26 protein-coding genes and 1 riboswitch are annotated in these 23,894 nt (G+C 70.0%); of the genes, 12 read left to right on the plus strand and 14 right to left on the minus strand.

What is annotated here, in order from left to right; translation table 11 throughout:
- Positions 1-99 precede the first annotated feature (99 nt).
- Complete coding sequence (ddaH, locus tag CES90_RS13425; RefSeq protein ID WP_189784993.1) at positions 100-930, plus strand: dimethylargininase; 831 nt, start codon at positions 100-102, stop codon at positions 928-930.
- Positions 927-2,156: an ornithine--oxo-acid transaminase gene (rocD, locus tag CES90_RS13430; protein WP_229914054.1), complete on the plus strand. Its 1,230-nt coding sequence runs from the start codon at positions 927-929 to the stop codon at positions 2,154-2,156. Before ddaH ends, rocD begins: the two co-directional genes overlap by 4 nt.
- 241 nt (positions 2,157-2,397) lie before the next feature.
- Here rocD and CES90_RS13435 read toward each other — a convergent pair whose 3' ends face one another.
- From CES90_RS13435 to CES90_RS13450, 4 genes are read right to left on the minus strand one after another with little or no spacing between them, the layout of a single operon-like run.
- Positions 2,398-3,687 carry an NAD(P)/FAD-dependent oxidoreductase gene (locus tag CES90_RS13435; RefSeq protein ID WP_229914055.1) on the minus strand — a complete coding sequence of 430 codons (1,290 nt, stop codon included), beginning with the start codon at positions 3,685-3,687 and terminating at the stop codon, positions 2,398-2,400.
- On the minus strand, positions 3,684-4,478 hold the full coding sequence (locus CES90_RS13440; protein WP_189784994.1) for an amino acid ABC transporter ATP-binding protein: 795 nt from the start codon (positions 4,476-4,478) through the stop codon (positions 3,684-3,686). The genes CES90_RS13435 and CES90_RS13440 overlap by 4 nt, the downstream gene beginning before the upstream one ends.
- The gene (locus CES90_RS13445) at positions 4,475-5,248 is read right to left on the minus strand and encodes an amino acid ABC transporter permease (protein WP_189784995.1); all 774 of its coding nucleotides are present in this window, start codon (positions 5,246-5,248) and stop codon (positions 4,475-4,477) included. The genes CES90_RS13440 and CES90_RS13445 overlap by 4 nt, the downstream gene beginning before the upstream one ends.
- A 10-nt stretch (positions 5,249-5,258) precedes the next feature.
- Positions 5,259-6,191, minus strand: a complete 933-nt coding sequence (locus CES90_RS13450; protein WP_189784997.1) for a substrate-binding periplasmic protein — start codon at positions 6,189-6,191, stop codon at positions 5,259-5,261.
- Positions 6,192-6,416: 225 nt separating this feature from the next.
- Between CES90_RS13450 and CES90_RS13455 the strand changes: the two genes are divergently transcribed.
- From CES90_RS13455 to CES90_RS13465, 3 genes are all read left to right on the plus strand, one after another.
- Complete coding sequence (locus CES90_RS13455) at positions 6,417-7,613, plus strand: CdaR family transcriptional regulator (protein ID WP_189784998.1); 1,197 nt, start codon at positions 6,417-6,419, stop codon at positions 7,611-7,613.
- Positions 7,614-7,710: 97 nt separating this feature from the next.
- The gene (locus CES90_RS13460) at positions 7,711-8,448 is read left to right on the plus strand and encodes a lysophospholipid acyltransferase family protein (protein WP_189784999.1); all 738 of its coding nucleotides are present in this window, start codon (positions 7,711-7,713) and stop codon (positions 8,446-8,448) included.
- 76 nt (positions 8,449-8,524) lie between these two features.
- A complete protein-coding gene (locus tag CES90_RS13465) occupies positions 8,525-9,541 on the plus strand; it encodes an NAD-dependent epimerase/dehydratase family protein (RefSeq protein WP_189785091.1) in 1,017 nt (338 codons plus the stop codon).
- Positions 9,542-9,599: 58 nt separating this feature from the next.
- Here CES90_RS13465 and CES90_RS13470 read toward each other — a convergent pair whose 3' ends face one another.
- The 8 genes from CES90_RS13470 to CES90_RS13505 all read right to left on the minus strand — a co-directional run bounded on the left by CES90_RS13470 (position 9,600) and on the right by CES90_RS13505 (position 16,745).
- Positions 9,600-11,192, minus strand: coding sequence for an alpha/beta hydrolase (locus tag CES90_RS13470; RefSeq protein ID WP_189785000.1), 1,593 nt, complete (start codon positions 11,190-11,192; stop codon positions 9,600-9,602).
- 152 nt (positions 11,193-11,344) lie between these two features.
- The gene (locus tag CES90_RS13475) at positions 11,345-12,106 is read right to left on the minus strand and encodes an urease accessory protein UreD (protein WP_189785092.1); all 762 of its coding nucleotides are present in this window, start codon (positions 12,104-12,106) and stop codon (positions 11,345-11,347) included.
- A complete protein-coding gene (gene ureG / locus CES90_RS13480; protein WP_189785001.1) occupies positions 12,103-12,786 on the minus strand; it encodes an urease accessory protein UreG in 684 nt (227 codons plus the stop codon). The genes CES90_RS13475 and ureG overlap by 4 nt, the downstream gene beginning before the upstream one ends.
- 306 nt (positions 12,787-13,092) lie before the next feature.
- The gene (locus CES90_RS13485) at positions 13,093-13,767 is read right to left on the minus strand and encodes an urease accessory protein UreF (RefSeq protein WP_189785002.1); all 675 of its coding nucleotides are present in this window, start codon (positions 13,765-13,767) and stop codon (positions 13,093-13,095) included.
- Entirely contained in the window at positions 13,767-15,488 is a 1,722-nt protein-coding gene (locus tag CES90_RS13490) for an urease subunit alpha (protein WP_189785003.1), read from the minus strand. Before CES90_RS13490 ends, CES90_RS13485 begins: the two co-directional genes overlap by 1 nt.
- On the minus strand, positions 15,481-15,792 hold the full coding sequence (locus CES90_RS13495) for an urease subunit beta (RefSeq protein WP_189785004.1): 312 nt from the start codon (positions 15,790-15,792) through the stop codon (positions 15,481-15,483). The genes CES90_RS13490 and CES90_RS13495 overlap by 8 nt, the downstream gene beginning before the upstream one ends.
- 11 nt (positions 15,793-15,803) lie before the next feature.
- Complete coding sequence (locus tag CES90_RS13500; RefSeq protein ID WP_189785093.1) at positions 15,804-16,106, minus strand: urease subunit gamma; 303 nt, start codon at positions 16,104-16,106, stop codon at positions 15,804-15,806.
- A gap of 360 nt (positions 16,107-16,466) precedes the next feature.
- Positions 16,467-16,745 carry a type II toxin-antitoxin system Phd/YefM family antitoxin gene (locus tag CES90_RS13505; protein WP_189785005.1) on the minus strand — a complete coding sequence of 93 codons (279 nt, stop codon included), beginning with the start codon at positions 16,743-16,745 and terminating at the stop codon, positions 16,467-16,469.
- A 126-nt stretch (positions 16,746-16,871) separates the two neighbouring features.
- On the opposite strand from CES90_RS13505, the gene CES90_RS13510 reads away from it, so the two are divergent.
- The 4 genes from CES90_RS13510 to CES90_RS13525 all read left to right on the plus strand — a co-directional run bounded on the left by CES90_RS13510 (position 16,872) and on the right by CES90_RS13525 (position 19,539).
- Positions 16,872-17,507, plus strand: a complete 636-nt coding sequence (locus tag CES90_RS13510; protein WP_189785094.1) for an ATP-dependent Clp protease proteolytic subunit — start codon at positions 16,872-16,874, stop codon at positions 17,505-17,507.
- 7 nt (positions 17,508-17,514) lie between these two features.
- Positions 17,515-17,823, plus strand: a complete 309-nt coding sequence (locus CES90_RS13515) for a hypothetical protein (protein ID WP_149824019.1) — start codon at positions 17,515-17,517, stop codon at positions 17,821-17,823.
- Positions 17,824-18,228: 405 nt separating this feature from the next.
- Positions 18,229-18,399, plus strand: a riboswitch (cyclic di-AMP (ydaO/yuaA leader).
- A gap of 3 nt (positions 18,400-18,402) precedes the next feature.
- A complete protein-coding gene (locus tag CES90_RS13520; RefSeq protein ID WP_189785006.1) occupies positions 18,403-18,876 on the plus strand; it encodes a C40 family peptidase in 474 nt (157 codons plus the stop codon).
- Between the two features lie 78 nt (positions 18,877-18,954).
- Positions 18,955-19,539 (plus strand): DUF6328 family protein, encoded by a 585-nt coding sequence (locus CES90_RS13525; RefSeq protein WP_189785007.1) that lies wholly within the window; start codon positions 18,955-18,957, stop codon positions 19,537-19,539.
- On the opposite strand, the gene CES90_RS13530 is transcribed toward CES90_RS13525, so the two are convergent.
- A complete protein-coding gene (locus CES90_RS13530; RefSeq protein ID WP_189785008.1) occupies positions 19,511-19,969 on the minus strand; it encodes an ATP-binding protein in 459 nt (152 codons plus the stop codon). The genes CES90_RS13525 and CES90_RS13530 overlap by 29 nt on opposite strands.
- 267 nt (positions 19,970-20,236) lie before the next feature.
- Here CES90_RS13530 and CES90_RS13535 point away from each other — a divergent pair, with 267 nt between their 5' ends.
- Both CES90_RS13535 and CES90_RS13540 read left to right on the plus strand, forming a co-directional pair.
- Positions 20,237-21,109 carry a helix-turn-helix domain-containing protein gene (locus CES90_RS13535; RefSeq protein ID WP_189785009.1) on the plus strand — a complete coding sequence of 291 codons (873 nt, stop codon included), beginning with the start codon at positions 20,237-20,239 and terminating at the stop codon, positions 21,107-21,109.
- Positions 21,110-21,118: 9 nt separating this feature from the next.
- Complete coding sequence (locus CES90_RS13540; RefSeq protein ID WP_189785010.1) at positions 21,119-21,343, plus strand: DUF397 domain-containing protein; 225 nt, start codon at positions 21,119-21,121, stop codon at positions 21,341-21,343.
- A 57-nt stretch (positions 21,344-21,400) separates the two neighbouring features.
- Here the strand turns inward: CES90_RS13540 and CES90_RS13545 are convergent, their stop codons facing one another.
- The gene (locus tag CES90_RS13545) at positions 21,401-22,528 is read right to left on the minus strand and encodes an 8-amino-7-oxononanoate synthase (protein WP_189785011.1); all 1,128 of its coding nucleotides are present in this window, start codon (positions 22,526-22,528) and stop codon (positions 21,401-21,403) included.
- Positions 22,529-22,726: 198 nt separating this feature from the next.
- Here CES90_RS13545 and bioB point away from each other — a divergent pair, with 198 nt between their 5' ends.
- A complete protein-coding gene (gene bioB, locus CES90_RS13550) occupies positions 22,727-23,893 on the plus strand; it encodes a biotin synthase BioB (RefSeq protein ID WP_189785012.1) in 1,167 nt (388 codons plus the stop codon).
- Position 23,894 lies beyond the last annotated feature (1 nt).

Below are 23,894 nucleotides of genomic sequence, written 5' to 3' on the forward strand. Positions count from 1 at the left end.
ACTGCGCGAACACGCAACGTTCACTCCTTGTCGTGCGCCTGCCCCGATTCCTACCGTGGTGTCATCCCAGCCAACACGCAGGAAGCGGAGAGACCCTCTGTGCCCGACAGCCGTGTGCCGCGCCTTCGGCGCTTTCTCGTCTGCGAACCCAGACACTTCGCCGTTCAGTACTCGATCAATCCCTGGATGCACCCGGACACCCCCGTGGATGTCGACCTCGCCCAGGACCAGTGGCAGGAACTGATCCGCGCCTACCGGGACCACGGCCATACCGTGGAGACCGTGGAGCCGGTGGCCGCGCTGCCCGACATGGTGTTCGCGGCCAACTGCGCGCTCGTCCTCGGCGGCCGTGTCCTCGGCTCGCTCTTCCACGCGCCCGAGCGGCGCGCGGAGTCCCTCGCGTACGACGCCTGGTTCAAGAACGCCGGCTACGAAGTGCACCGGTCCGAGTCGGTGTGCGAGGGGGAGGGCGATCTGATTCCTACCGGCCGCCATCTCCTCGCCGGGACCGGCTTCCGCACCACCCGTGAGGCCCATCACCAGGCGCAGGAGTTCTTCGGCGTCCCGGTGATCAGCCTTCAGCTGGTGGACCCGCGCTTCTACCACCTGGACACGGCGCTCTTCGTCCTGGACGACGAGAGCGACGGTCACGCGGGCAACATCGCATACTACCCTGAGGCGTTCTCCCCAGGCAGCCGCGCGGTCCTCGCCCGCCTCTATCCGGACGCGGTGATCGCCACCCGCGACGACGCCATGGCCTTCGGCCTGAACTCGGTCTCCGACGGCCGCCATGTCTTCATCTCCCCCCGCGCCAAGGACCTCGCCGACCAGCTCGCCCGGCAGGGCTACGTCCCCGTCCCCGTCGACCTCTCGGAGTTCCAGAAGGCCGGCGGCGGCATCAAGTGCGTCACTCAGGAGATCCGCTCATGACCGCACCCGTCCGTACGCGTTCGTCGGCCGACCTCATCCGCGCCGAGGAGCCCGTCCTCGCGCACAACTACCACCCCCTGCCCGTGGTCGTCGCCCGCGCCGAGGGCAGCTGGGTCGAGGACGTCGAGGGCCGCCGTTACCTGGACATGCTGGCCGGCTACTCCGCCCTCAACTTCGGCCACCGCCACCCGGCGCTGATCGAGGCCGCGCACCGCCAGCTCGACACCCTCACCCTCACCTCGCGTGCCTTCCACAACGACCGGCTCGCCGAGTTCGCCGAGTCCCTGGCCGCGCTGACGGGCCTCGACATGGTGCTGCCGATGAACACCGGCGCCGAGGCCGTGGAGAGCGCGATCAAGGTGGCCCGCAAATGGGCGTACGAGGTGAAGGGCGTCCCCGCCGACCAGGCCACGATCGTCGTCGCCGCCGACAACTTCCACGGCCGTACGACGACCATCGTCAGCTTCTCCACCGACCCGCTCGCCCGCACCGGTTTCGGCCCCTTCACCCCCGGCTTCCGGGTCGTCCCGTACGACGACCTCCCGGCGCTCGAGGCGGCGATCGACGAGACGACGGCCGCGGTGCTGATCGAGCCGATCCAGGGCGAGGCCGGGGTGGTCATCCCGGACGAGGGCTATCTGCGCGGAGTCCGTGACGCGACCCGCCGCGCCGGCTGCCTGTTCATCGCCGACGAGATCCAGTCGGGTCTCGGCCGCACGGGCCGCACGCTGGCCGTCGACCACGAGGACGTCGTCCCCGACGCCGTCCTGCTCGGCAAGGCCCTCGGCGGCGGCATCGTCCCCGTATCGGCGGTCGTCGCCCGCCGGGAGGTCCTGTCCGTCCTGCGCCCCGGCGAACACGGCTCGACCTTCGGCGGCAACCCCCTGGCGGCAGCGGTGGGCTCGGCGGTCGTCGACCTCCTGCACACCGGCGAATTCCAGCACCGGGCGGCCGAGCTGGGCGTACTCCTGAGGGAAGGCCTGGCTTCCCTGGTCGGCAAGGGCGTGCTCGACTTCCGGGCGCGCGGCCTGTGGGCGGGCGTCGACATCGACCCGACGATCGGCACGGGCCGCGAGATCAGCCGCCGTCTCATGGATCGGGGGATTCTGGTCAAGGACACCCATGGCTCGACGATCCGCCTGGCCCCACCCCTGACCATCACGGCCGAGGAACTCGGTGCGGCGCTGGGCACGTTGGAGGAGGTCCTGAGGGAGGGCGCCCCGTAAGGGGCGCGGGGCTGTGTCAATCTGCGGCTCCGCCGCGTGGGCGCGAGCAACCAACGACGATCCGCACGGACAAACTCACCCCAGGCCCCCTGATCCCGGCGGGGGCCTGGGGGCGGCAGCCCTCAGAAGTGGGGTCGAAGGGGCAGCAGCCCCTGGATGGGGGCACCTCCCGCTCGAGCGAAGCCGAGAGTGGGGGAGGGACGGGCAGGGGCGGCGGGGGCGAAATCCATCAGGCACCCCCTCACGCACGCAACCGATCGAACCGAAACGGCACCAGCACCCCCGGCCGCCGCCCCGTACGCACATACTCCGCAAGCCGATATCCGGTCACCGGCCCCAACGTGACACCGAGCATCCCGTGCCCGGTGGCCACGAACCCGTTCCCACACCCCGGCACACGATCGACCACCGGAAGCCCATCGGGAAGGAACGGCCGCCCCCCGACCCAAGGATCACGAATCAGCCCCACCAGATCGTCCGGATCCTCGAACCACCGCCCCAGATAGTGCCGACTGGCAAGAGCAACGGCCACGACACGACGCCAGTCGAGACGGTTGTTGTTGCCGCTCAACTCCATCGTCCCCCCGATCCGCGTGGTACCACCGATCGGCGACGCCACCGCCCGACGCTCCCCGAAGTACAGCGTGTGCCGGGGCGCGGGATCCAGATCCACGGAGAAGCTGTACCCCTTGCCCGCCTGAAGCGGCAACACCGCGCCCAGCTCCCGCAACAGCCCGGGCGAACGCATCCCGGCCGCGACGACGACGGCCGAACAGGGAATCTCGCCCTGCCCGGTACGCACCCCGGTGACGCGGCCCGCCGCGACCCGGAACCCCGTGACCTCGGCGTTCTCCTGAACCTTCACCCCCACGGCCGCGAGCGCCTCCCCGAGCTCCCGGGCGAACGCCTCGGGATCGACCACGCCCTCCCCCTCAACGAGGTACGCCGCCCGCACGCGGGGCGACAGCGCGGCATCCAGCAGATGCGCGTCGGCGCCGATGGTGACGTCGTCGGGAAGCGGGTAGCGCCCGTCGGCCATCTCCCGCTGGATCGCGAGATGGTGGCGGGCCTCGGCCGGCGAGAGGAAGGCGTGCACCATGCCGGGCCGGGTGAGCGTCGTGGCGACCCCCGCCTCGCGCAGCCCGTCGAAGAGTTCGAAGGTGCCATGGTTCAGCTCGGCGACGGCCGCGTACCCCCGCCGGAACGCCGCCGGTGTACTGCTGCGCCAGAACCGCCACAGCCACCGTACGAACGAAGGGTCCGGCAGGGGCCGTAGATACAAGGGCGAGTCCGGCCGCCCCAGCGAGCGCAGCGCGTAGCGCAGAACTCCCGGCGCGGGCACGGGAGTCGAATGGCTGAGGCAGACCCAGCCCGCGTTGCCCCGGGACACCCCGGAGCCCAGCCCTCGCCGCTCGACGACCTCCACGGGCATCCCGGCGGCGGCCAGGTAGTACGCCGTGCACAGCCCCACGACGCCACCGCCGATGACCACGACCGGGGCGTCACCCGCGGAACCGGGCACGCTGCTCACGACGCGGTCCGGTACGAGGCGAGGAACTCCCGGGTGCGGGCCCGCGCCGGAGCGTCGAGGACGTCCTCGGGCCTGCCCTCCTCCACGATCCGGCCGCCGTCCACGAAGACGACGTGGTCGGAGACCTCGCGGGCGAAGGGCAGTTCGTGGGTGACGAGGAGCATGGTCATGCCGTCCGCGGCGAGTTCCCGCATCACGCCGAGCACCTCGCGGGTCGCCTCGGGGTCCAGGGAGGACGTGGGCTCGTCGAAGAGGAGGACCTCGGGCCGGAGGGCGAGGGCACGTGCGATGGCGACGCGCTGTTGTTCGCCGCCGGAGAGCTGTTCGGGCAGGGCAAGGGCGCGGTGGGCGACCCTGACCCGGCGAAGGAGTACGACGGCCCGTTCCAGCGCCTCCTGTTCGGGGAAACCCGCCGTGCGCTGCGCGAGGACGACGTTCTCGACAGCCGTGAGGTGCGGGAAGAGATGGAACCGCTGGAAGACCATGCCGACGGTGCGCCGCAGCCGGGCCAGGTCGCGGCAGACCGTACGACCGTCCTGGTGCACCACCTCCCCGTCGACCTCGACCGTGCCCCGGTCCGGCTGTTCCAGGAGGTTGACGCAGCGCATCAGGGTCGTCTTGCCGCCGCCGCTCTGCCCGATGACGCTGACGATGCGGCCCCGGTCGACCTCCAGATGGACGTCGTCGAGGACGCGGCGGCCGTCGAAGGACTTACTCAGTCCGCTGATCCGCACCACCGCGTCGGAGGGCGCCGACGCGGTGGCCTTGGTCGTGGTGACGGGCTCGGTCATACCGTCGCCTCCTTCCGGTCGGTGTCGGTGCCCGCACCGAGGCCGTGGTCGAGGTCGCCGGCGAGCAGGGACCGGGCCGCCCGCAGCCGGCGCCGCCGCCACGGGGACAGGGGCACGCCCGCCCGCACCTTCCGCTCCAGCAGCAACAGGAGCTGGGAGAGCGGGTAACAGAGGGCGAAGTAGACGGCCGAGATGACCAGGTACACCTCCAGTGCCCGGAAAGTGGCCGAGGTGATGAGCCGCCCCTCGGACATCAGCTCGGCGGCCGAGACGGTGACGAGCAGCGAGGTGGACTTGAGCAGGTCGACCAGCATGGTGTTGGTGCCGGGCAGCGCCTGCCGTACCGCCTGCGGCAGGACGATCCGGCTGAAGATGCCCGCCCTGCCCAGTCCAAGGGCCTGCCCCGCCTCGGTCTGTCCGGTGTGGACTCCGCTGATGGCCGAGCGAAAGATCTCGGACAGGTACGCGGCGTAGAAGACAACGAGGCTGACGCAGCCGGCCGTGAAGACGTCGAGCCGGATCCCGGCGGAGGCCAGGCCGAAGTACGTCAGGAAGATGATGGCGAGCAGCGGAACGTTCTTGAAGACCTCGGTGTAGACGGCGGCGACGGCACGCGCGGGCCAGGCCTTGCTCAGCCGCAGCAGCGCCACCGCGAGACCGAGCAGGACGGCGCCGACGAAGCTGACCACCGTGTAGGAGAGGGTGCGGCCGAGGGCGCCGAGCAGATCGGACTGATAGTCGGACCAGGGGACTTGAAAGAGACCGGACACGTCATCCCCCTCACTGCGCGATGGACGGCGGCGTCCAGTCTTCGGGCCGGTCCACGCCCCGGCGTGCGGTGGCGACATCGGCGGCGGGCTTCAGGAACTGCTCGGGATCGCCGCCGTACTTCTCGACGAGCTTCTCCATCTCGCCGTCGGCGTACATGGCGTCGATCTGCTCGGAGATCGCCTGCTCCAGCTTCGTGGCCTTCTTCGGGAGGTAGAAGCCGGTCTGGTACGGCTGGAAGTACTGGTAGGCGGGCTCGGCCTTGACCTGGGCGGCGGTCGGCGGGGTCAGGTACTGCGTTTCGATGCTCAGGTCGGGGCGCTCCTTCTGTGCCGCGATGATGATCAGCGGGTCGAGGAAGCCGACGTCGAGGCGGCCCGCGCCGAGGTCGTCGAAGACACCGTTGGCGTCGGGGTAGGCGTGCAGTTTCGCGTCGGGCACGGCCTGGATGGACTTGACCCAGACGTACCCCTCGACGGTCCCCAGGTCGAGCCCTTCCAGATCGTCGACCGTCTTGTACGTCTTCCCGCCGCGGACGGCCATCGCCGGCGGCGAGTAGTAGGGCGGATCGGTGAACAGGCCTTCCTTCTGCCGGTCCGCCGTCCAGGCGACACCACCGATGGTGATGTCCACGCGGCGGGACTGCACTCCGGCGAGCATGCCCGCGAAGTCCGTCACCTGGGGTTCGACCTCCAACCCGAGCTTTTCGGCCACGTGGTGGAGGATGTCGCCGTCCAGGCCGACGATCTTGTCGCCCTGGACGCTGGTGTACGGCGCGTACGGCTGTACGGCCACCTTGATCACGCCGGGGGTGAGGGTGCCCAGGGCGGCGGTCTTCGCGGAGACGTTCTTGGGCTCGTCGTCGCCGTCGCCACCGCAGGCGGCGACGGTCGACAGCAGGAGGATCGCGGACAGTACCGCGACAAGTGGACGCACACGGATCATCGGCTCGGGCCTTCCGTATCGGTGTGGCGGAACCCGCCGTTCACCGCGCTGTGCCCCCGGCGGGGATGTGATGGACGCCCCAGGCGGGGATGTGATGGGCCCATACGCTACGAACCGGCCCGCCGTACGTCACCGTTCACTTCGTACGAACTTGCGGCCGAAATCGCTCGATCTGCTGTACGGTGCGTCCATCTCCGGCCCGCCTCTCCGACGGGAGGAACGTCCGTGCTGAGCCCTTCACTCGCGCAGGAGATCGCCGGGGACACCTCCGCGGTCATCGGCTTCAACGTGCTGATCACCGATGCGGAGGGCATGGTCATCGGCAGCGGCGACAGCAGCCGCGTGGGCACCTTCCACGAGGCGTCCGTGGAGGTGATCCGCACTCAGGAACCCGCCGCGCACAGCGCGTCCGAGGCCCATCGGCTGCGGGGCGTACGGCCGGGTGTCACCTTGCCGCTGGTCACGGACGGGCAGGCGGTGGGCACGGTCGGGATCACCGGTACGCCCGCCCAGGTGCGGCGCTTCGGCCTGCTGGTGAAACGTCAGACGGAGATCCTGCTGCGGGAGTCCGTCATGCTGCGCTCCCGGCTGCTCGCCGAACGGGCCACCGAGAAACTCCTCGCCGACATCGCCGCGTACGACCCCCAGGTCGTCGAGGGCGACTTCCTGGTCTTCCGGGCCGCCGAGCTGGGCTTCGACCTGCGGCTGCCCCGGGTGGCGGTGGCGTTCGAGGTGACCGTGACAGGCCCGGGCAACCGCCGGTACGGGGCACCCGCGCGGGACATGGCGCTGGCCCGTTCCGAGCTGCTCCGCACGGTCCGTGAGGTGTTCGCCGACCTCCAGGACATCGTCGCGGCGGCGGCGCCCGGCCGGCTCGTCGTCCTGCACCGGGTCCACCCCGACCGGCCGGCGGAGTCACTGGTCGTCGACTGCGGACGGGTCATCGACGCCATCGCGGCCCAGGGTGCCCTCTCGGCGCGGGCGGGTGTCGGTGAACCGGCCGACACCGTCGCCGGGCTGCACGATTCCTACCAGGACGCCCGGGACGCTCTCCATCTGACCGCGCGCCGGGCGGGCGCCTCGCCGGTCCGCCTGATCTCCGAGCTGCGCGTGCACCAGGTCCTCGCGGCGGTCGGCCAGCCCGCCCGCAACCGTCTGCTCGAACGGACCACCGCGGACCTGCGGGCCCAGCCGGACTGGCCGGTGCTCCGCGACACGGTCACAGCCTGGTGCGAGAGCGGCTTCAACCTCGTACGCGCGGCCGCGGCCCTGCATGTCCATCGCAACACCGTCGTCTACCGCATGCAGAAGATAGAGCAGGTCACCGGGCGTCCCCTGCGGGACCACCGCGCGTCCATGGCCCTGTATCTCGCCTGTCTGGCCGACGAGATGGGCGGCGCCGGCGCGGCCGCGGCGCCCTGATAGCGGCCAGTAACGACAGAGAGTGACCTCCCGGCGGTTACGCCCGGCGACAGCCGCGCCTAAACTGATCGCTCCTGGGGGTAAAGAGGAGTGCGCGGTGTTCTATTACCTGCTCAAGTACGTGCTGCTTGGCCCGCTGCTGAGACTGGTCTTCCGGCCTCGGATCGAGGGCCTCGAGCACGTACCGGCGTCGGGCGCGGCCATCGTCGCCGGTAACCACCTGTCCTTTTCCGACCACTTCCTGATGCCCGCGATCCTGAAGCGGCGCATCACCTTCCTGGCGAAGGCCGAGTACTTCACCGGGCCGGGCCTCAAGGGCAGGCTGACGGCGTTCTTCTTCCGCAGCGCGGGGCAGATCCCGGTCGACCGCTCCGGCAAGGAGGCGGGCCAGGCCGCGATCCGCGAGGGGCTCGGTGTGCTGAGCAAGGACGAGCTGCTCGGCATCTACCCGGAGGGCACGCGCTCGCACGACGGCCGCCTCTACAAGGGCAAGGTCGGTGTGGCGGTCATGGCGCTCAAGGCCCGGGTGCCCGTCATCCCCTGCGCGATGATCGGCACCTTCGAGGCACAGCCGCCGGGCAAGGTCATCCCGAACATCCACCCCGTCGTCATCCGCTTCGGCAAGCCGCTGGACTTCTCCCGCTATGAGGGCATGGAGAACGAGAAGGCCATCCTGCGGGCCATCACCGACGAGATCATGTACGCGATCCTCTCGCTCTCGGAGCAGGAGTACGTCGACCAGTACGCGGCCGTCGTGAAGGCGGAGGAGGCCGCGGCGGCGAAGGACGAGAAGGCGGGCAAGGAGCGGAAGTTCCCGCGTATGCCGCTGAGTTGACCGGTTCTGCTCGCAGCAGAGCATCCCAGCGGGCCGGGGGCCGGCATCGTACGGTCGGGGCATGACACGACGTGCTGTGGTGATCGGAGCGACGGGACAGATCGGACGCGTGGCCGTGGGCGCGCTGGCGCGGGACGGCTGGGAGGTGACCGCCGTCTCGCGGGGCGGCGGACGTGACGAGGGCTGGCCCGCCGGGGTACGGGCCGTCGGAGCCGACCGCGGCGACGACACGGAGCTGGCCGCCGTGATCGGCGACGGCTGTGACGTACTGGTCGACATGGTCGCGTACGGACCCGAGCACGCCCGGCAGTTGACGTCGTTCGCCGACCGGATCGGCTCCGCCGTGGTCATCTCCAGCGTGTCGGTGTACGAGGACGACAAGGGCCGTAACTTCGACACCCAGGCGGAGCCGGACGGCTTCCCCGTATACCCCGTGCCACTCGGCGAGAGCCAGCGCACGATCCAGCCCGGCGAGGCCTCGTACAGCACCCGCAAGGCGGGCCTGGAGCGCGAACTCCTCGCCGTCGGCGACCGGTTGCCCACGACGCTGCTGCGCGCGGGCGCCATCCACGGGCCCCACTGCCGTACACCCCGCGAGCTGTACTTCGTCAAGCGCAACCTGGACGCACGGCGCCGCCGGGTCATCGCGTACGGCGGTGAGAGCCGCTTCCATCCGGCGAGCGTCCACAACATCGCCGAGCTGATCCGGCTGGCCGCCGTGCGGCCGGGAACGCGGGCGCTGAACGCGGTCGACCCCGACGCGCCGACCGCCGCGGAGATCGCGGCGGCGATCGACGCGGTGATGGGCGTCGAGACCGAGACCGTTCTGGTGGACGGCCCCCCTCCGGCGCCCTCCGTCGGCGACACCCCGTGGTCCGTCCCCGTACCGGTGGTGTGTGACATGTCCGCTGCCGAACGGGAGTTGGGCTACCGCCCGGTGGTCCGGTATGTGGAGACGCTGCCGGACACCGTCGCGTGGATCGAACGGCGATTGGCGGGCGGCCGGGACTGGCGGGAGGCGTATCCCAAGATGTTCCAGGCCTACGGGGACCTCTTCGACTACGCGGCGGAGGACACCTGGCTGAAGTCCTGAAGGGCATACGAGAGGGGCGGCCGGAGTGACCCGGCCGCCCCTCACCCTTCCGGTCTTGCTACGGCGTCGGCGTGGCGTGCGGGGCGCACTTCACATCGGCCTTGCCCACCTTGCCGGTGAGCAGGTAGGTGTCCACGCGCTGGTTGACGCACGGGTTGGTCAGGCTCGTCACGCCGTGCGAGCCGGCCTTCGTCTCGGTGATCAGACGGGAACCCTTGAACCGCTTGTGCAGTTCGACGGCGCCCCCGTACGGGGTGGCCGCGTCACGCGTGGACTGGACGATCAGGACGGGCGGCAGGCCCTTCTTGGTCTTCACCTCCACGGGCGTGTACTGCTTGGACTGCCAGGTGGCGCACGGCAGGTTCATCCAGGCGTTGGCCCACGTCATGAACGGGTAGTTCTTGTGCAGCCGGGTGTTGTCGCGGTCCCACTTCTTCCAGCTGGTGGGCCACTTGGCGTCGGTGCACTCGACCGCGGTGTAGACGGCGTTGCCGTTCTCCGAGGCCGCGTTGCCGGCGGTGTCGGTGAGGTCCGGGGCGGCGGCGTCGACCAGCGCCTGGGTGTCACCGGCGGCGTACTTGCTCCACACCTGCGCGGTGGGCGCCCACGCGGAGTCGTAGTACGGGGCGCTCTGGAAGAAGGAGATCAGCTCGGCCGGGCCGACGAGCCCGCCGATGGGGTTCTTCTTCGCGGTGGCGCGCAGCTTCAGCCAGTTCGCCTGCACCTTGGCCTGGGTGTCGCCGAGGTGGTACGTCGCGTCGTGCTTCGCGACCCACTTCGTCCAGTCCTTCCAGCGCATCTCGAAGGCGACGTCCTGGTCCAGGTTGGCCTGGTACCAGATCTTCTCCCGCGAGGGGTTCACCACGCTGTCGGCGACCATGCGCCGCACATGGGTCGGGAAGAGGGTGCCGTAGACGGCGGCGATGTAGGTGCCGTAGGAGACGCCGAGGAAGTTGAGCTTCTTCTCACCGAGGGCGGCCCGGATGACGTCCAGGTCACGCGCGGTGTTCGGTGTCGTCATGTACGGCAGCATCGCGCCGCTGCGCTTCTTGCAGCCGGCCGCGTAGTCGGCGGCGAGCCCCCGCTGCTTGAGCTTGTCGGCCTCGGAGTCCGGGACCGGGTCCATCTTGGGCGCCTTCACGAACTGCTGCGGGTCGACACAGGAGATGGGCGCCGACTTGCCGACACCACGGGGGTCGAAGCCCACGAAGTCGTACGCCTTGGCGACGTTCGCCCACAGCGGGTTCTTCGTGGTGACCCGGCGCGGGAAGCGCAGACCCGAGCCGCCCGGTCCGCCCGGGTTGTAGACGAGGGCGCCCTGGCGCTCCTTCTTCCTGCCGGTGTTGCCGATACGGTCCACGGCGATCTTGATCTGCTTGCCGTTCGGCTTGGCGTAGTCGAGCGGCACGCTGACCCAGCCGCACATGATGGGCTTCTCCAGGCCCCAGCTCTCAGGGCAGTCCTGCCACTTGATGCCCTTCTTCGCCGCCTTGGCCGCGGCGACGGCCACACCCTTGGCCTCGCGGTCCTGGACCGTGCGGGCCGTCTCGGCGGCGTTGGCCACCGGCGCCGTGACGGCGCCGGCTATCAGAGTCGCCGTGACGAGCGCTCCGGCGGACCCGAAGGCCGCCGCTCGCCTCCTCGGTCTCATACCTCTCAAGAGGGAACTCCCCGTAGATCGATGCGAAGTGTCGAATGGTCACGGGGATCCTCGTGCCTGTGAGGCACCTGAGAACAGGGGGGAGGAGCGTTCTTTACTATTCCGATAACCGGTATGGAATGTCCCGTTGAGCGGAGCGCGGTTCAACCGTCGAGTGCGGCAAGGGCCTCGTCGAGTACGCGCCGCAGCCGCAGCGCGTCGGGCGCGAGGGCGGTCACGAGGACGGCGGGCCCGACGAGCGGAGTGAGCGCGGCGGACTCCCCCAGCACCCTCGACTCGGGCGTCCGCTCCCCGAACTCCGGTCGTACGACGACGAGTTGCCCCAGCGCGCGATGCCCGCCGAGCACGGCGGGACCGTCCCAGCCACCGGGCGCCCCCGGCCCGCAGGCCACCTCCTGGTCGAGCAGCGTACGCCCGTCCAGCCGCACGGTGAGCCGGCTGCTCAGCCGCCCCGGCTCCTCACCGGCCCGCCCGAGCACCTGCTCCTCGCGGAAGACGAGTCGCGCACCGGCGGCAAGGTCCACGCGCGTCGACACACACAGATCGCTGCCCTGCGCCGAGATCAACTGCTCGGGGAGCCACCGCAGTTCGCCTCCGGCGGCGACGTCGATCCGTACGTCGTAGCGTGCCTCGCCCTTGCTCTGCCCCGGCAGCGCGATCGTCGCGGCGGCCGACCCGAGGTGCAGCCGGGCGCACGCGCCGACCCCCGCCTCCACGGCGAAACGGTCACCGCCGAGCGGCCCGCTCATGGCGCCGACGAGCATGACGCGCGCTTCGTCGCCACGTCCCCGGGTACGGCGCAGCGCGAGCGGGCCGTCGCTCTCCAGCACGGGCAGGACCGTGGTGCCCCGACCGTCGAGGCGGGCCGCGATCCGTGCGGTGGCCCTGACTCCGGCCGTCGTCATGCCGTCCACGCCGCGAGCTTCTCCCTCACCCAGCCCGCGACCTCCGCGACCCCCGTCTCGCTCCTGAGCGACTGGAACGCCACCGGCAGCTCCGCCCGCTGTGCCTTCGCGTCCGCGGCCATCCGGGTGAGGTCGGACCCGACATACGGCGCGAGGTCCGTCTTGTTCACGACGAGCAGGTCGGCGGTGGTGACGCCGGGACCGCCCTTCCGCGGAATGTCGTCCCCGCCGGCCACATCGATGACGAAGATCTGCGCGTCGACGAGGCCCTTGGAGAAGGTGGCGGTGAGGTTGTCACCGCCGGACTCGACGAGGATGAGGTCGAGGGGACCCACCTCGTCCTCCAGATCCTCCACGGCTTCGAGATTCGCGGAGATGTCGTCCCGGATGGCGGTGTGCGGGCAGGCGCCTGTCTCGACAGCGGTGATCCGCTCGGGCGGCAACACGGCCTCGCGGAGCAGGAACTCGGCGTCCTCGCGGGTGTAGATGTCATTGGTGACGACGGCGAGCGAGAGCTCATCCCGCAGGGCCCTGCAGAGTGCGGCGACGGTCGCTGTCTTACCGGACCCGACCGGCCCGCCGAGCCCGATCCGCAGGGCTCGCCGGGAGCCGTCGGGCCGACGCGCGTCAGCGCTGACGGCGGAGGGCCCGTCGTGGGAGTGATCGTGACCGAGATGCATGACAGCGGCTCCTGTTGTTCGTGAGTGGGTGGTCCAAGGGGCGGGTGGGTCTTTGCGGGGGGGGCGGGTGCGGGTGAGTGGGGGTCGTTCGCGCAGTTCCCCGCGCCCCTAAAAGCACGACACTGCGGGCCGATGAAAAGCGGGGCGCAGCCCCTGCTTTTCAGGGGCGCGGGGAACTGTGCGACAAGCCCCGACGCACCTGCACCCGCACCCGCCAACCAACACCCCCACCCGAACTGGTAGGCGGGGGTTGAAGGGGCGCAGCCCCTGGGGGAGGGACGGGTAGGGGCGGCGGGGGCGAAAACCTCACGAGGCGAACAACCGAACCGGCCACGCGGCATGCGCCTCCGCCCCGATCTCCAACAGCGGAGCGGAAGCCGCAGGCAAGGCATCCACCCCATCGCCGACCGCCCCCCGAGCCGCCTCAACCGCAACACCCACCACCCGATCAGCCTCCGGCGCCAACCGCGCCAACACCCCGGTCGCCTCGAACGGATCCAGACTCAGCAACCGCACCACCGCACTCGCCGGCCCACTGACACTCTCGTACGCCGAGCAGTACGCCGCGTCATCCGGCCCCAGCCCCGCCGCCCGCGCCGCCACTCCCAACACCACCGGCTGATGCGCGCCCTTGGGAAACTCCCGTGCCACCACATCCAGTTCCCCGGAGGGCCACGTCGCCCGAGCCGCCCGCATCAACTGCCGCCCCAGCTTCCGCGAGGCGACCCGCAGGGCGAGGGACGGCGTACGGGCATCGGCGGCGCTGTCCAAAGCGACCGGATCAACACCGAGCGCGGCGGCGGCGGCCAGGGCCGCCGACACCAACCCCGCGGTGTGCAGCCGCCCCCGGCAGAACGCCTCCAACCCGTCCGCCCCGCTGATCAGCCCACTCTTGACGGCAGCCTCGGCCCCACCGGAGTGCGCATGCCCTCCGGCAGGAAAGCGGCCGTCGGCCAGGACGAGAAGAGTTGCCCTGGACATCAGAAGAGGAAGTACCGCTGCGCCATGGGCAGTTCGGCGGCAGGCGTGGCCTCCACCAGCTCCCCGTCGATGTGCACGGCGAAGCTGTCGGGGTCGACCCGTACCTCGGGACGCGCGTCGTTCTCGCGCATGTCGGCCTTGGTGACCCCACGCGTCGACTCGATCGCCACGAACCGCTTCCCCAGCGACAGCCGCTCCGGCAGCCCGTCCTCGATGGCCAGCGGCGCCACGAAGTTGAACGAATTCGACGCCGGAGCCCGCCCGATCGCACCGTACATCGGCCGCGGAAGGATCGGCTGCGGCGTCGGGATCGAGGCGTTGGCGTCGCCCATCTGCGCGTACGCGATCTGCCCGCCCTTGATCACAAGCTGCGGCTTGACCCCGAAGAACGCGGGCTCCCACACCACGAGGTCGGCGAGCTTGCCGCTCTCGACGGAGCCGATCTCCCGGGCGAGCCCCTGCGCGAGCGCGGGGTTGATCGTGTACTTGGCGACATATCGACGTACGCGACGGTTGTCCGCGCGGCCGTCACCCGGCAGGGCGCCCCGCCTCCGCTTCATCACATGCGCGGTCTGCCAGGTCCGCAGGATGACCTCGCCGACCCTGCCCATGGCCTGGGAGTCGGAGGAGATGATCGAGATGGCTCCGAGGTCGTGGAGGATGTCCTCGGCGCCGATGGTGGACGGCCGGATGCGGGACTCGGCGAAGGCCAGGTCCTCCGGCACCGCCGCGTTCAGGTGGTGGCAGACCATCAACATGTCGAGGTGTTCCTCGGCGGTGTTGACGGTGTAGGGCCGGGTCGGGTTGGTGGAGCTGGGCAGGACGTGCGGCTCGGAGACCACGGTCATGATGTCGGGCGCGTGCCCGCCGCCCGCACCCTCGGTGTGGTACGCGTGGATGCCTCGTCCGGCGATCGCGGCGAGCGTGTCACCGACGAACCCGGCCTCGTTGAGCGTGTCGGTGTGGATGGCGACCTGGATACCGGTCTGGTCGGCGACCGTCAGGGACGCGTCGATGACGGCCGGCGTCGAACCCCAGTCCTCGTGCAGCTTCAGGCCCAGCGCCCCACCCCGGATCTGGGACAGCATCGCCTCGTGGGAGACAGTGTTGCCCTTCCCCAGGAACCCGATGTTGAGCGGGTACTGCTCCATCGCCTCCAGCATGCGGGCCAGATGCCAGGGCCCGGGTGTAACGGTCGTGGCCTTCGAGCCCTCGGCCGGACCCGTACCGCCGCCGACCAGCGTCGTGATGCCCGCCGACAGCGCCTCGTCGGCGATCTGCGGACAGATGAAGTGGACGTGCGCGTCGATGGCTCCGGCGGTGACGATCCGCCCGTTGCCCGCGATGATCTCCGTCTCGGGGCCGATGACCAGCTCGGGGTGGACCCCGTCCATGGTGTCGGGGTTGCCCGCCTTGCCGATGCCGGTGATCCGGCCGTCACGGATGCCGATGTCGGCCTTGACGATGCCCCAGTGGTCGATGATCACCGCGCCGGTGATGACCGTGTCCGGGGTGCCTTCTGCGCGCGTAGCACGCGCCTGGCCCATGGATTCACGGATGACCTTGCCGCCGCCGAAGACGGCCTCGTCACCGGCGAGCCCGGGTCCGCCGGAACGATCCTCCTCGATCTCGACGAGCAGATCGGTGTCGGCGAGCCGGATACGGTCACCGGTGGTGGGACCGAACAGGTCGGCGTACGCGGCACGCGAGATCTCAGGCATCGAGGGCACCTCCGGTCTCCCCTCGCAGCCCGGGCACGACACGGGCGCCGGTGAGGGATACGAGTTCTACGTCGACGGGGATCCCGGGCTCGAAGCGCACGGCGGTGCCGGCGGCGACGTTCAGCCGCTTGCCGCGCGCGGCCTCACGGTCGAACTCCAGGCCGGGGTTTGCCTCGGCGAAGTGGTAGTGGGAGCCGACCTGGACGGGCCGGTCGGCGGCGTTGAGGACGGTCAGCCGGGTGACCTCACGGCCCTCGTTGTAGACGATCGGGCCTGAAGCGAAGAGGATCTCTCCGGGAATCATCGGGGTCCCTCTCAGACGATCGGGTCGTGGACGGTGACGAGCTTGGTGCCGTCCGGGAAGGTCGCCTCGACCTGGACGTCGTGGATCATCTCGGGGATGCCCTCCATGACGTCGTCGCGGGTGAGCAGTTTGCGCCCGGACGCCATGAGTTCGGCCACCGTACGGCCGTCCCGCGCGCCTTCGAGGATGTGCGCCGTGATCAGGGCGACGGCTTCGGGGTGGTTCAGCTTCACCCCTCGAGCCCGGCGCTTCTCGGCCACGTCCGCCGCCACATGGATCAGCAGCCTCTCCTGCTCGTGCGGGGTCAGTTGCACGGCGTCCACCTCACATCCTCGCTCCGGACCGTGCGGGGTCCGGTTGCCGCGCCACCCTGCAAAATCGCTGGTGGCGTGCGCGCAGGCTAATTGGGTGGCGTTTCAGCGACGTTAACCGACTTACGATCCGCTCCTGCACGGGCGTCCGGATCCGCCATGCTCAGCGGCGCCCTGAGCCCCAGCTCGACCACCTGGATCGGTACGTCGCCCGGCGGTCCCAGGAGCCCACGAGACGGGTCTGCTCGACACCGCCCTGGACGCGCGGCGCGAGGCGATCAGCCGCGCGTAGCGTTCGGCAACCGACCGGGACACCCCTACGACCGCTACACACGACCCCTACGACTACGGCTACGGCTACGGCTACGACGCCCCGCTCCCCCGATGCTCCGCCGTGATCCCGAACCGCTGCTGTTCGCGCGGGGCCGACGCGACCTCGCGGACGCCGGAGACCGCGCTGATGACCGGCTCCTCGGCGGGCTCCTGGAGCGCTTCGAGCTGCTCCAGGTCGGCGGCCGAGACCAAAGCGACGAGGGGCTTTCCGTGCCGCGTCACGACAACGCGCTCGCCGCCGTAGACCACGCGGTTGATCAGTTCGGCGAGCTCAGCCCTGGCTTGCGTCACCGGAATCTCGTAGGCCATGGAGTCCAGCTTAAACCGGCGACACCGACCCCTCAGAGCGAAAGATCCCACATCGCCCACTCCAAAGGTACGTACGTCCTGTACATTTTTTACGGTTGCCGATCAGAGGAGGCGTGGCCCATGCCCATGAACCGACCGTCGACCCGCTATGTGCTGCCCGAGTTCACCGAGCGCACCAGTACGGGTCACCGGACGATGGATCCGTACTCGAAGCTGTTGGAAGAACGGATCGTGTTCCTCGGGACGCAGATCGACGACACCTCGGCGAACGATGTGATGGCGCAGTTCATGCACCTCGAGTACCAGTCCCCGGACCGGGACATCTCGCTGTACATCAACTCCCCCGGCGGCTCGTTCAGCGCGATGACGGCGCTTTACGACACGATCCAGTTCGTCACCTGCGATGTAGAGACCATCTGCCTGGGGCAGGCGGGGTCGTCAGCCGCGGTACTGCTGGCGGCGGGCACACCGGGCAAGCGGTTCGTGCTGCCGGGCGCCCGGGTGGTGATCCAGCAGCCGGCGCTGACCGAACCGGTCGAGGGACAGGCGAGCGATCTGGCCATCCAGGCCGAGGAGTTGATGCGCAACCGCCGGAAGCTGGAGGAGATGCTCGTACGGCACACCGGGCAGAGCCACGAGCGGATCAGCGGGGACATCGAGCGGGACAAGATCCTCGACGCGGAGGCCGCGGTGGAGTACGGCCTGGCCGACCGGCTCATCCCGAGCCGCAAGACCTCGCGCACGCTCCCCGGCGCGAGGTGAGCCGCCGATGCTTCCACCCGAGTTGCCGCCGTTGCCCGCTCTCACGCGTGCCGAGGCGGAGCTGATCGACCGTTATCTGGACGTGGTGGACCTGCTGGGCCGGATCAATCCGGCCCGTCCCGGCGACACGTACCGCGGACTGCGGGCCGCGCAGGCCCTCGTCGGCAAGGCGACCGCACTGCGCGACGCGCTCGAACTGATGCACAGGCGGGGGGAGAACGAGGTGCATGCCCCCACCCTCGCGCGGGCGCTACGGGTCCTCGACGGCGAGCGCCGCGCCGCCCGCGTCACCCTGCCGCCCGGAACGGAGAGTTGACCGGCACGCACGGCGCGTGCGACCCGGTGGCCGTCTGAACGGAGGCCGGGTCGTGCGCCGTACTGAAGGGTGTCAGGCCCGGACTTGGGGCGGACCGAGTGGTATCGGCGCAACGACGTACTCGCTCATCCCGCTTCAGGCCCCGTGGAGTTGAGCAACATGCCTGCTTACGGGACGGAATATGGCATTCCGATGCTGGTGCGAGCCTCCTTGCGGGGTGGACATCTTCGCCGAAATCGCCCCGTCCACCCGAATATGCAGGTGGTGAGTAAGGCCACAAATCCCCGATTCCGTTGGGATTTTCGGACTTCCGTGCGTCAAGATCCCTTCCTGACGACAAGCCCCCGCCACAGCGGCGGGGCGATCCGGGTGGACGCCGAGTCCTGCCGCCGCCCGGATGACCGGTCGACAGGATTGCATCGGCAGGAGTGGAGGACCCAAGCACGACGGGTCGCCGGAACGGTCAAGCCATGACCGGGCCGAGCAGCCCTTGGGGTGAAGCCGCGTCAGCGGCCGGGCAACTTCGCCAGCCCGAATCCGACAGGTCATCCTTCACAGGCGGCTGACGAAGGGTTGCGCATGACTGCGCTCAATCGTGTCCCGTCGCTGTTGACCCGGGCCGGTACGGCCTCGGCCCTCACCATCGCCGCCGTCGGCGGCAGCATCGTGGTCCCGGGCGTCGCATCCGACGCCGAGGCCGCCACAGTGGCGTCGAAGGCACTCAAGGTCGCGGCTTCCAAGAAGGGCTCCCCTTACAAGTACGGCGCCAAGGGCCCTCGCAGGTTCGACTGCTCCGGGCTGACGCTCTACGCGTTCAAGAAGGTGGGCAAGAAGCTGCCCCGTACCGCCCAGCAGCAGTACAACAAGACGAAGCACATCTCCGCGAGCAACCGCAAGCTCGGAGACCTCGTGTTCTTCCACTCGGGGTCGAACGTCTACCACGTCGGCATCTACGCGGGGAAGGGAAAGATCTGGCACTCGCCGAAGACCGGTGACGTCGTACGGCTCCAGAAGATCTGGACCAAGAGCGTCTGGTACGGCCGGGTCCGCTAGGCCCAACCGTGGGGGCGGCGGGCAAGCTCCGCCGCCCCGGCGGGCGTAACGCGGGCCGTGCCGGATACCCGTACGCCCATGGCCGACGAACGCCCCCACCCCGCACGCGACGAGCGCTTCGAAGCACGTAACGAGACGCACCTCGAACGCGCCGACCGCAACTTCGCCGAACTGCTGCAGGAGTTGCGGGTCACCCAGACCGGGGTACAGATCCTCTTCGCGTTCCTGCTGACGCTGGCTTTCACCCCGCGCTTCCCGGACCTCGACTCGGTCCAGCGCGCCACATACGTCACCACGCTTCTGCTGGCGGTTCTCGCGGCCGCGCTGTTCACCGCTCCGGCGGCGCTGCACCGCTCGCTGTTCCAGCAGAGCGCCAAGCCCGCCATCGTGCGGGTCTCGTCCCGGCTGGCCGGCGTGGGCCTGGCCGTCCTGATGCCCGCCTTCGCCGGATCGGTACTGCTGGTCGTGGATGTGACCCTCGGCAGGGCGGCCGGTGTCGCCGCCTGCGCCGGCACACTCCTCGTGTGCCTGTTCCTGTGGGGTCTGCTCCCGAAGCTGGTGGGGCGGTCCGGTCGCGACGGCGGCTCGTCAACACCGTCACCGTCACCCGCACGGGCTCGTGGAGAGTCGCCCGTCAGGGCTCCTGCGGACCCCCTGCCCTGATCGGTTGCACGGGGACCGTCCATGGCAGTTCGATCGCCACCGTCTTACCGCCCTCACGCGTGGGTCTGACGCTCAGTCTGCCGCCGCACTCGGCGGTCAGCCAGCGAATGATGACCATGCCCCGGCCGTTGTCCTGCTGGACCCCGGCGGGCAGCCGTTTCGGAAAGCGTGGATGACTGTCGGTGACACCGATGCGCAGTTGCTCGTCCCGGTCCAGGGCGATGTCCACGGTGAACGTGGGTGACTGACCGAGCGTGTGCTGGACGGCGTTGGTGGCGAGTTCGGACACGATCAGGCGCACGGTGTCCGCGATGCCCGTGCCGCTCGGCAGGCCCCATTCGGCGAGCACGGAGGCGACGTAGTTGCGGGCCGCGGACACCGAAGCGGGATCGCTCGGCAGAGTGACGGATGCTTCCTGATGATCTGCCATGGCACGGTCGTCCCTTTCCCACGGGACCGATGTCCGACAGGGAGCGGATGGTTCGAGTACGGTCCCGGACTGGTGCTTCGCGCCAGACTGCCACTACCTGGGCCGTCACGGGTGGCGATCGACCAAGATATGCATATATCTGTCGCTCGAAGCAGTGAACTCTCCGACGACCGACCGTATTCAGGTGGACTCTCGGTCCATCCTCTGTCATCACCCGACCTCCGCGCGCCGGCCTGACCACCCCGCGCCTGGCGGAAGGAGAATCCCATGCAATACGGTCCGGCGGTGCGCCGCCGCAAGCTCGGTGCCGAGTTGCGCGTCCTGCGCACCGGATCCGGGCTCACGAGTATCGAGGCGGCCCGGCTGGTGGGCTGGCACCAGTCCAAGGTGAGCCGGATCGAGACGGGCGCCAGTGGGGTGAAGCCCGCTGACGTACGGAAGCTACTGGACGCGTACGAGGTCGGCGACACCGAATTGCGGGGGCTGCTGCTGGCCTTGGCGGGCTCCGAGGACGGCGGGGGGCGGCACAACTGGTGGCACGCGTATCGCGGGGTGCTGCCGCCGACGTACCGGGACTTCATCAGCCTGGAGTCGCAGGCCAGCGGGATACGGACGCTGGAGACCTCGGTCGTACCAGGGCTCTTGCAGATCCCGGAGTACGCCCGGGCGGTGACGCGGGCCGCGGTGGAGGGGCTGGAAGACGACAAACTCGACACGCTCGTGGAAGTGCGGCTCGCGCGGCAGGACGTACTGCGCGGAAATCCGCCGATGGAGCTCAGCGCCGTGCTCGACGAGGGGGTTTTGCGGCGGGAGGTCGGCGGTCCCGAGATCATGGCCCGCCAGCTGGGGCGTCTGGTCGAGGCGGCGGCCCTTCCTCAGGTGCGACTGCAGGTGCTGCCGTTCACTGCCGGGGCACACATCGGCATCACCGGACCTTTCGTCATTTTCTCATTTAGGAGCACTTCCGATCTGGACGTGGTTGTTCTCGACCACTTGACGAGTAGCCTCTACCTGGAGCGGAAAGAAGACCTCAGGGCTTATGTCGAGGCCTTCAACGCCCTTCAGATCCACGCCCTTTCGCCCGAGGACTCGTTGGATTACATCGCCGGGCTGGCCCACTGCCAGTCGACCGGCGCGTAAGGAGGCACCATGTCCGCACCGCCTCGGAACGTACCTACCAGTACCGCACTGCGCGGTGTGTGCTGGCGGCGCAGCAGCCGCAGCACCGGAATGAACAACTGTGTGGAGACGGCCCGTCCCGGGTCCGGCCGCTGGGCCGGTCTTGTGGCCGTACGCGACTCGAAGAACACGGCGGGGCCGGCTCTGCTGTTCGCCCCCGAGGCATGGGAGGGATTCATCACCACGCTTCGGTGAGCGCCGCCGGAGGCACTCGCACTTCCGCTTACGGCGACGCACGGCCGGGACGCCGACTCACGGTCGCGTATCGCCGATGATCCCCACGGCTCGGTCGATCTGGCCCTCGGTGAGATCCGCGCGGGCGGTCAGCCGCAGCCTCGAAACGCCGTCGGGTACGGACGGTGGGCGGAAACAGCCGACGGCGAGACCCGCCGACCGGCAATCCGCCGCCCACCGCACCGCCTGATCCGGAGACGGCGCACGCACGGACACCACGGCGGCGTCGGGCCGCACCGCTTCATGGCCCGACGCCGTCAGCCGTGTGTGCAGGGCCCTGGCCACCTCGCGGGCCCGCGCGGCACGCTCCGGCTCGCGGCGCAGCAGCCGGAGCGCGGCGAGGGCGGCGCCGGTGGCGGCCGGGGCGAGGCCCGTGTCGAAGATGAACGTACGGGCCGCGTTGACCAGGTGGTCGATGACGTGCGCCGGGCCGAGGACGGCACCGCCCTGGCTGCCCAGCGACTTCGACAGCGTCACCGTCACGACGACATCGGGGGCGCCCGCGAGTCCCGCCGCGTGCGGCGCTCCCCGGCCGCCGTCGCCCAGGACACCGAGCCCGTGGGCGTCGTCCACGACCAGTCCGGCGCCGTACTCACGGCAGGCGGCCGCCAGTTCGGCCAGCGGGGCGGCGTCGCCGTCCACGGAGAACACCGTGTCGGAGACGGTGATGGCCGGGCTTTTCGCCGTGCTCAGCGCCTTGCGGACGGCGTCCGGGTCGGCGTGTGCCACGACCTGGGTGGTGCCGCGGGCCAGTCGGCAGCCGTCGATGAGGGAGGCGTGGTTTCCGGCGTCGGAGACGACGAGGGAGCCGTGCGGTGCGAGCGCGGTGACGGCAGCGAGGTTGGCGGCGTAGCCGGAGGAGAAGACCAGGGCCGCCTCGAAGCCGCAGAAGTCGGCCAGCTCCCGCTCCAGTTCGCCGTGGAGTTCGGTGGTGCCGGTGACGAGCCGGGAGCCGGTGGCGCCGCCGCCCCACCTGCGCGCGGCCTCGGCGGCGCCCTCGATGATCTCGGGGTGCCGGGCCAGGCCCAGGTAGTCGTTGCTCGCGAGGTCGAGGAGCGGCGAGTCGGCGGGGCGGGGGCGCAGGGTCCGTACGAGCCCGGCGCGGCGGCGCGCGGCGGCCTGCTCGTCGATCCAGCCGAACGCCATGATTCCTCCGGGGGCATGTGGGCAGCCCGCACTCCCTGGACGACAGGATCCAGGTCGCTCAGGGCTTTTGTAGGCAGTGCACAGACACTAACGGGACGACCGGCCGCCCACGATGTGGCAATACCCACACGTCGAACCGACTCTGTTGTCCGAACTCTCCTTGGCCCGGAGCACTCCCGTAGGACAGGATCGGCTCTCATGGACCTGCTGAACACGCTGGTGGACAAAGGGCTCCGGCGCGAGCCGCCGAGCCGTGCCGAGGCGCTCGCCGTCCTGGGCACCTCCGACGACGACCTGTTGGATGTGGTGGCCGCGGCCGGCAAGGTGCGTCGGCACTGGTTCGGACGCCGGGTGAAGCTGAACTACCTGGTCAACCTCAAGTCCGGGCTCTGCCCCGAGGACTGCTCCTACTGTTCCCAGCGGCTCGGCTCCACCACCGGCATCCTCAAGTACACCTGGCTCAAGCCAGACGAGGCCTCCAAGGCCGCCGCGGCCGGGCTCGCCGGTGGCGCCAAGCGGGTCTGCCTGGTGGCGTCCGGGCGCGGCCCGACCGACCGGGACGTCGACCGGGTCGCCGGCACCATCAAGGCGATCAAGGAGCAGAACGAGGGTGTCGAGGTGTGCGCCTGCCTCGGTCTCCTCTCCGACGGCCAGGCCGAACGCCTGCGCGAGGCGGGCGCGGACGCCTACAACCACAACCTCAACACCTCCGAGTCCACGTACGGCGAGATCACGACGACGCACACGTACGCCGATCGGGTGGACACGGTGCAGAAGGCGCACGCGGCGGGTCTGTCGGCGTGCTCGGGTCTGATCGCGGGCATGGGCGAGAGCGACGAGGACCTGGTCGACGTGGTCTTCTCACTGCGCGAACTGGACCCGGACTCGGTGCCGGTCAACTTCCTCATCCCGGTCGAGGGCACTCCGCTGGGCAAGGAGTGGAACCTCACCCCGCAACGGTGTCTGCGGATCCTGGCGATGGTCCGGTTCGTCTGCCCCGACATCGAGGTGCGCATCGCGGGCGGCCGTGAGGTCCATCTGCGCACGATGCAGCCGCTCGCCCTGCACCTGGCCAACTCCATCTTCCTCGGCGACTACCTCACCACCGAGGGCCAGGCCGGCAAGGCCGACCTGGAGATGATCGCCGACGCCGGGTTCGAGGTGGAGGGCATGGGCGAGGTGACGCTGCCGGAGCACCGCGTCTCGGGCGGATGCGGATCCGAGAGTGCCTGCGGCTCGGAGAGTGCCTGCGGCTCCGACGATGTGTGCGGTACGGCCACTGCCGCGCCGGTCGGCGAGCCGCGCACCGACCTCGTCGCCGTACGCCGCCGGGGCGCCGGAACCGATCTCGCGCCCAATGCCTGAC

Source organism: Streptomyces capitiformicae (assembly GCF_002214185.1).
Taxonomy (GTDB): Bacteria; Actinomycetota; Actinomycetes; order Streptomycetales; family Streptomycetaceae; genus Streptomyces; species Streptomyces capitiformicae.